Annotated in this window: 7 protein-coding genes; 5 read left to right on the forward strand and 2 right to left on the reverse strand. The window is 71.3% G+C overall.

Annotated features, from left to right (window positions below; all coding sequences use genetic code 11):
• The first annotated feature begins 84 nt into the window (after positions 1 to 84).
• The 4 genes from VN378_RS16380 to VN378_RS16395 are packed head-to-tail and all read left to right on the forward strand — an operon-like array spanning position 85 to position 4,497.
• Entirely contained in the window at positions 85 to 2,010 is a 1,926-nt protein-coding gene (locus VN378_RS16380) for a TonB-dependent receptor plug domain-containing protein (protein WP_325744625.1), read from the forward strand.
• Between the two features lies 1 nt (position 2,011).
• Positions 2,012 to 2,551, forward strand: a complete 540-nt coding sequence (locus VN378_RS16385) for a YfiR family protein (protein ID WP_325744626.1) — start codon at positions 2,012 to 2,014, stop codon at positions 2,549 to 2,551.
• A gap of 1 nt (position 2,552) precedes the next feature.
• The gene (locus tag VN378_RS16390) at positions 2,553 to 4,316 is read left to right on the forward strand and encodes an ATP-binding protein (RefSeq protein ID WP_325744627.1); all 1,764 of its coding nucleotides are present in this window, start codon (positions 2,553 to 2,555) and stop codon (positions 4,314 to 4,316) included.
• A gap of 46 nt (positions 4,317 to 4,362) precedes the next feature.
• Positions 4,363 to 4,497, forward strand: a complete 135-nt coding sequence (locus VN378_RS16395; protein WP_325744628.1) for a hypothetical protein — start codon at positions 4,363 to 4,365, stop codon at positions 4,495 to 4,497.
• A gap of 184 nt (positions 4,498 to 4,681) precedes the next feature.
• Here the strand turns inward: VN378_RS16395 and VN378_RS16400 are convergent, their stop codons facing one another.
• Both VN378_RS16400 and greA read right to left on the reverse strand, forming a co-directional pair.
• On the reverse strand, positions 4,682 to 4,834 hold the full coding sequence (locus tag VN378_RS16400) for a hypothetical protein (protein WP_200943719.1): 153 nt from the start codon (positions 4,832 to 4,834) through the stop codon (positions 4,682 to 4,684).
• Positions 4,835 to 4,980: 146 nt separating this feature from the next.
• Entirely contained in the window at positions 4,981 to 5,457 is a 477-nt protein-coding gene (gene greA, locus VN378_RS16405) for a transcription elongation factor GreA (protein ID WP_325744629.1), read from the reverse strand.
• 156 nt (positions 5,458 to 5,613) lie between these two features.
• Between greA and VN378_RS16410 the strand changes: the two genes are divergently transcribed.
• A partial coding sequence (locus tag VN378_RS16410; protein WP_325744630.1) for an NAD(P)/FAD-dependent oxidoreductase occupies positions 5,614 to 5,779 on the forward strand: 166 nt, incomplete at its 3' end.

Here is a 5,779-nt window from a genome sequence, read left to right on the forward strand (position 1 = left end):
GTGGTGCAGGCGTCCGGCAACTGATTGACGCCGACGGCGTTCCCAAGCGAATCTGTCGGGCGCGGATCAGGGAGCGGGGGGCTTTTGGCATATCGGGGTGTGACGGGCGCGGCGGCGGCGGCCTTGCTGGCGGCCTTGCCGGCGGCGGCTGCGGCGGCGGCTGACAGCACGCCCGCGATCCAGGGCGCGGGGCCGACGGACCAGGATCTGACGCGACTGTCGCTGGAAGAGCTGGCCATGGTCGAGGTGACCTCGGTGTCGCGGCGGCCCGAGACCCTGGCGAATGCGGCGGCGGCGATCTTCGTCATCACCCGGGACGACATCCGGCGTTCGGGGGCGACCAGCCTGCCCGAGGCGCTGCGGCTGGCGCCCAATCTGAACGTCCAGCGCGTCAATTCGGTCGACTATGCGATCAGCGCGCGCGGCTTCAACGGCTATGAGCAGTCCAACAAGCTGCTGGTGCTGCTGGACGGGCGCAGCCTCTATACGACCCTGAGTTCGGGCGTGTTCTGGGACGCCCGCGACGTGATGCTGGAAGACGTCGAGCGGATCGAGGTCATCAGCGGACCGGGCGGAGCCCTGTACGGATCCAACGCCATGAACGGCGTGATCAACATCATCACCCGGTCGGCGGCGGACACGACGGGGACGCTGGTCAGCGTCGGCGCCGGCAATGAGGACGCGACCTTCGCCGTGCGGCACGGCGGACGGCTGGGCGAGACCGGAGGATGGCGGGCCTATGTGACGGGATTCACGCGGGACGACAGCTACCGGCTGACGGGCGGGGACGCCACCGACGCGGCCGGGGGGCTGCGCGGCGGGGCGCGGGCGGACTGGACCGCAGGAGTGAACCGGCTGACGCTGCAGGGCGACGTGTTCGACAATGAGGTGGCGGTCAACGAGGACTTCTCGGGCGAGGAGACGCGGGTCAGCGGCCGCAACCTGCTGGGACGGTGGACGCGTCCGATCGGCGGCGGCGAGCTGCAGGTCCAGGCCTATTACGACCGCTTCGAGCGGACGGAATCGGCGGGAGTCGAAGATTCAGACACCTGGGACCTGTCGGCCCAGCACGCCTTCGGCCGGGGGCGGCACCAGCTGGTGCTGGGGGCGGGATACCGGACCGTGCAGTCGCGCTTCGTCGCCGCGCCCGGAGCGGCCGCCTTCCTCGACCCGTCCGAGCGGGCCCTGTCGCTGACGAACATCTTCGCCCAGGACCAGATCGCCCTGACCGGGGCCCTGACGCTGACGCTGGGGGTGAAGTTCGAGGACAACAGCTTCTCAGGGCAGGAATTCCTGCCCAACATCCGGCTGGGCTGGGAACGGCCGGGCGGGGACCTGGTCTGGGGCGCGATCAGCCGGGCCAGCCGCACGCCCAACCGGATCGAACGCGACCTGACCCTGCCGGGCGTTCTCGTCGGCGGCGACTTCCAGTCCGAGACCGTGACGGCGTACGAGCTTGGCTACCGGGCGCGGCCCCGCGAGCAGGTCTCGTTCTCGATCTCGGCCTTCTACAATGTCTATGACGACCTGCGGACGGCGTCCTTCCACCCCGTGACGCTGTTCCCGATCAGCCTGACCAATTTCGGCGAGGGCGAGACCTGGGGCGTGGAGGCCTGGGGCAGCTACGACGTCACCGACCGGTGGCGGGTGGGCGCGGGCCTCAGCACCCTGAACAAGGATTTCGCCGTCGATCCGTCAGGTTCGGACATCACGGGCCTGGCCTCGACCGGGGACGATCCGGAATACCAGCTGCTGCTGAAGTCCCAGACCCGGATCACCGACCGGCTGGATCTGGACCTGCGCCTGCGCGCCGTCGACACGCTGCAACCGAGCGGGACGGCCTCCTGGGTCGAGGCGGATGCGCGGCTGGGATGGCGGCTCACCGAGGCGCTGGAACTGTCGCTCAGCGGCCAGAATCTGCTGCAGGACCGGCGCGTGGAGACCGGCGACACCGCCCGACAGCGGGCCTTCGGCCGCAGCGTCTTCGTCGCCCTGCGGACGAGCTTCTGAGATGGCGCGGGCCCGGCGAATACCGGCGGGTCTGGGAGCGGCGGCCTGGGGCCTGACGCTCCTGGCCGCCGCCTGGCCCGCGGCCGCCCAGAGCCGGCTCGAATATTCGGTCAAGGCCAACTACCTGGTGCGGTTCGCCGCCTTTGTGGAATGGCCGCCGCGCGTCTTTTCGACCCCGCAGGCGCCGGTCGTCATCTGTGTCGTGGGGCGCGATCCCTTCGGCGCAGCGCTGGACACGGCGGCGCGGGCCCAGACCGCCTATGGCCGGCCGCTGGCGGTGCGCCGCCCCGCCAATGCGGCGGCGATGGCGGGGTGCCATATCGTCTATGCCGGTCAGGGCGGCGGGACGGCCGCGGCGGCGGCGGGGCAGCCGGGCGTGCTGCTGGTCACCGACGGCGCGGCGTCCGACCGCGGCGCCGTCCACTTCGTCCTCAGCGAGGGCCGGGTGCGGTTCCATATCGACCAGCAGGCGGCGGCGCGGAACGGTCTGACGATCAGCTCGCGCCTGCTGAACCTGGCCCTGTCCGTGCGGGGCGGCTGAGATGGCGTGGATCGAGCGTCTGAGACGCGGCCGTTTTCCCCTGCTGGTGCTGGCGTCGCTGATCGTGCTGCTGATCACGGGCGTGGCGACCGCGATCGTCAGCGAGCGCGGCCTGAAGCAGCAGCTGGCGCGCGAGGCGGAGGCCCAGGCCGACCTGCTGGCCGAGGCCGTCAGCGGAGCCCTGGCGTTCGACGACCAGGCGGCGGCGCAGGACTATGTCGACGCCGTCCAGATCAATCCGAACGTCATGGCGGCCGCGGTCTATGACGAGCACAACCGCATGGTGGCCAGCTTTGCGCGGCCCGGAGAGACCCTTCCCAGGGTCGCGGCGCCGGGAGACCGCGCCACGGTTTTCCGGGACAGCCGGCTCTATGTCGTGCGGCCCGTCGAGGAGGCGGGCCAGAGGCTGGGCACGGCGCGGCTTCGCCTTCTGGACACGCCGCCTTCGCAGCGGTTCAGCCGCAACGCCGGCCTGCTGCTGGTGCTGGGTCTGGCGCTGCTGGTCGTGGTCGTCCTGTCCGTGGCGCAGGGAGCCCTGCGGAAGGCCAACCGGGAACTGGCGCGCCGGGCCGAGGTGCTGGCCGAGACCAACCTGCTGCTGCAGCAGCAGATGGCCGAGCGCGAGAAGGCCGAGGAGGCGCTGCGCCAGAGTCAGAAGATGGAGGCCATCGGCCGGTTGACCGGCGGCATCGCCCACGATTTCAACAACCTGCTGATGGTGGCCTCGAGCGGCATCGAACTGCTGGACCGGACCGAGGATCCGAAGAAGCGCAGGACGCTGAGCGAGGGGGTGCGTCAGGCGATCGAGCGGGGCGCCGCCCTGACGCGGCAGATGCTGGCCTTCTCGCGCCGCTCGCCCCTGAAGGCCGACGTGCTGGACCTTCCGACCCAGGTGGAGGGGCTGCGATTCCTGCTGGAACGGTCGCTGCGCGAGGACATAGAGGTCGTGGTCGACCTGCCCGAGGGCCTGTGGCGGATCGAGGCGGACGCAGGCGAACTGGAGCTGGCGCTGCTGAACCTGGCGGTCAACGCCCGCGACGCCATGCCGAACGGCGGGACGCTGACCCTGTCGGCGCACAACGTCCCCGGATCGGAGAGCGGGCATGACACCGTCTGCCTGACCGTGACGGACACCGGCACGGGCATGTCCCCGGCGGTGTCGTCGCGCGTGTTCGAACCCTTCTTCACCACCAAGGAGGTCGGACGCGGCACCGGCCTGGGCCTGTCGCAGGTCTATGGCTTCGTGCGGTCGTCGGGGGGCGAGATCGGCGTCGAGTCGGCGGAAGGGATCGGGACGACCTTCACCCTGTGCCTGCCGCGCAGCGAGAAGGCGGCGACCGTCCTGAGCGCGGCGCCGGCGGGGGCGGCGGCGGCCGGGCCGGCGCGCAGACGCGGCGGCCGGCTGTTGCTGGTCGAGGACGACGATGCGGTGGCGGCCGGCGTCGGCCACATGCTGCGCGACCTCGGCTACACCTATGTGCGCGCCGCCCAGGCCACCGACGCCCTGAACATCCTCGAGAGCGGCGAGCGGTTCGATCTGGTCTTTTCCGACATGGTCATGCCGGGCGAACTGGACGGCCTGGGCCTGGGCAAGGAAATCCGCAGCCGGCAGCCCGACCTGCCGGTGGTCCTGACGACCGGATACAGTGAGGCGGCCTCGGCGGCGGGGGCCGGGAATTTCCGCCTGCTGCTGAAGCCCTACGGGATCGGGCAGATGGAGGCGGTGCTGGGCGAGGCGATCGGCGAGGGCCGGCCCCGGGGCTGACGCCGAAAACGGCGCCGAGCCCGCCGCCCGGACAGCCGCCGTCGCCGTGACCCGTTTCGGCCTGGGCGCCCGGCCGGGCGAGATCGAGCGGGTCGCCGCCGACCCGCCCGGCTGGCTGGCGGCGCGGGTGACGCCCGGGGGGCGCGCCCGCGGGCGGGGCGCTGAAGCCGGGGCGGCCTGATCGGAGACTGGCCGACGCTGGCGGAGAACCGGCTGTTCGAAGGGCGCGACCTAGCCCCGACGCTGGATGGGCGTTCGGTGTTCAAGCGCGTGCTGCGCGACCACCTGGGCGTCGACCGGACAGCGCTGGACGCGCGCGTCTTCCCTGGCAGCGCGGCCGAGGCCCCGACGCTGGAGGGTCTGGTCTAGTCTTCCTCGAGCGGGGGCAGGCCGGCTTCCTTGCGGGCGGCGGCGGCGGCCTTCTTCTCGGCCTTGGCGGCGGCCTTCTCGGCGGCCTTCTTGGCGTCGGCGCGATCGCGTTCCTGACGCTCGAAACTGTAGTTGGGTTTGCGGGCCATTGGAGGCTCTTTCTCTTTGTCGGCGCTGCCTGAGCGCGGGTATTGGCGCTGTCGCGCTTCGCGCTACTTGAACGCAGGAAGCGCCGCAGGAGCGCCTTGTGTTCCCCAAGGTGGGGCAAGCGGGGGGCCGGGGCAACCGTTGAGCGTCAATCGACGGCGACGATCTCCACCGTCTGGCCGGCGACGACGGCCTCGTCGCCCACGGTCTTGCCGATCAGGGCGACGGCGAGGGGGGAGACGTGGCTGACGGAACCGGCGGCGGGATCGGCCTCGTCCTCGCCGGTGATGCGCCAGGTCTGGGCCCGGCCGTCCTCGCGTTCGATCGTGACCGAGCCGCCGAAGCGGACGCGGCCGTCGGGTTCGGTCTCGACCAGCTGGGCGGTGGCTCTGCGGGCGGACCAGTAACGCAGGTCGCGGGTGGCCCGGGCCATGGCGGTGCGGTCGGCCTCGATGTCGCCCTGGGCCTGGGCGGCCGAGTAGGCCGCGCGGGCCGCGGCCAGGGCGGCCTCGATCGCGGTCAGGCCGGAGGACGTGACCAGATTGGGGTGCGGGGAGACGGGACGGTCGGGAAGATCGGCGGCCACAGCCTCCAGATCCTCCTCGCGGGTGAAGGCGACGCTCATGGGGGATGAGCGTATGGCGGCTCGGGGCGTTCCGGTCACGGTTCTTTTCGAGTGTTGGGTGAAAGGTGCTAGTGAGCAAGAGGTGAGCGTTTCGCACCCGCGCCGAATTGCAGCGGCTCACCTCTTCGCTCACCAGCCCTTTTCACTTCGGATCAGATGAGCGAATCCTCACGCACCGTGCATGTGATCGGAGCCGGGCCGGCCGGGCTGATGGCGGCCGAGCGCCTGGCGCAGGCGGGGCTGAAGGTGGTGGTGCACGAGGCCATGCCCTCGGTCGCGCGCAAATTCCTGATGGCCGGGCGGGGCGGGCTCAACCTGACCC

Origin of the sequence: Brevundimonas sp. (assembly GCF_035561115.1) — a bacterium.
GTDB lineage: Bacteria > Pseudomonadota > Alphaproteobacteria > Caulobacterales > Caulobacteraceae > Brevundimonas.

Excerpts from the sequence above, each read along its gene's own strand:
- VN378_RS16385 (WP_325744626.1), top strand. The coding sequence starts at position 2,012 with ATGGCGCGGGCCCGGCGAATACCGGCGGGTCTGGGAGCGGCGGCCTGG.
- VN378_RS16390 (WP_325744627.1), top strand. The coding sequence starts at position 2,553 with ATGGCGTGGATCGAGCGTCTGAGACGCGGCCGTTTTCCCCTGCTGGTG.
- VN378_RS16400 (WP_200943719.1), bottom strand. The coding sequence starts at position 4,834 with ATGGCCCGCAAACCCAACTACAGTTTCGAGCGTCAGGAACGCGATCGC.
- greA (WP_325744629.1), bottom strand. The coding sequence starts at position 5,457 with ATGAGCGTCGCCTTCACCCGCGAGGAGGATCTGGAGGCTGTGGCCGCC.